Source organism: Caballeronia arationis (assembly GCF_001544975.2).
Classification (GTDB): domain Bacteria; phylum Pseudomonadota; class Gammaproteobacteria; order Burkholderiales; family Burkholderiaceae; genus Caballeronia; species Caballeronia arationis.
This window is the reverse complement of record NZ_FCOG02000550.1, coordinates 1-749: the sequence shown is the minus strand read 5'-3', so window position 1 is coordinate 749 and position 749 is coordinate 1. Positions and strand designations below refer to the sequence as shown.

The following is a 749-nucleotide window of genomic DNA, read 5'->3' as shown; positions in this document are numbered from 1 at the left end:
CGGCTTCAGTTCGCGTTGCTTGCGCGTGTTGTTGGCCCGCATCTTCGGCCTGACCGGCTCGCCCTGATTCGTCCTTGACGGCGAACCCGAGGCGCGCCGGTTGTCGCGCTCCATCTGCACCTGACGCGATAACGCCAGCACATGCTCCAGGCGTTTGTTATCCACTTCGGCACCCTGATCCGCCACGGTTAACCGGTCGTACTGGCGATAGACCAGCGCGTCTCCATCCGCCCGAATTTCGATGCGCCCATCCGGGTATTCGTACACGTCGATATAGCGATGGGTGAGGGCGCGTGTCTGCGGCGTATCGTCCAGCATGTAGATCACCCGGTCGTATTGCAACGTCAAACTATTCGACACGCAACGCGACACACGATGCGTCAGAATCAGATCGAGATTCTCATCCTCGCGCAGCGCGCGATGGGCATCGAAGCCACTCTTGGGCACCTTGCCAAAGCGGCCATTGAAGTCGGCGATGAAGTGGGGCGCATAGGCATTGGCCGCTTCCTTGGTATCGATGCCGCGCAGTCGCAACTCCTTCACCAACCGATCCTGCAAGGTCAGATTGGCCCGCTCAACGCGTCCTTTTGCCTGGCTGCTATTGGCACACCAGGTATCGATATTGAGCTCGTACAAGGCCCGCCCGTATTGGGTAACGCCCTTGCCGGGCGTACTCGAATGACTGTTGCATGAGAACACGCTGGCCTTGTCGCTATAGAGTGCGACTGGTTTGCCGTACGCTTCGATGT

The 749-nt window shown here is 59.1% G+C and carries 1 protein-coding gene; it reads right to left on the bottom strand.

What is annotated here, in order from left to right:
- Positions 1 to 749 (bottom strand): transposase family protein (locus tag AWB81_RS43780; protein WP_510183689.1); only part of this gene is annotated, 749 nt, incomplete at both ends.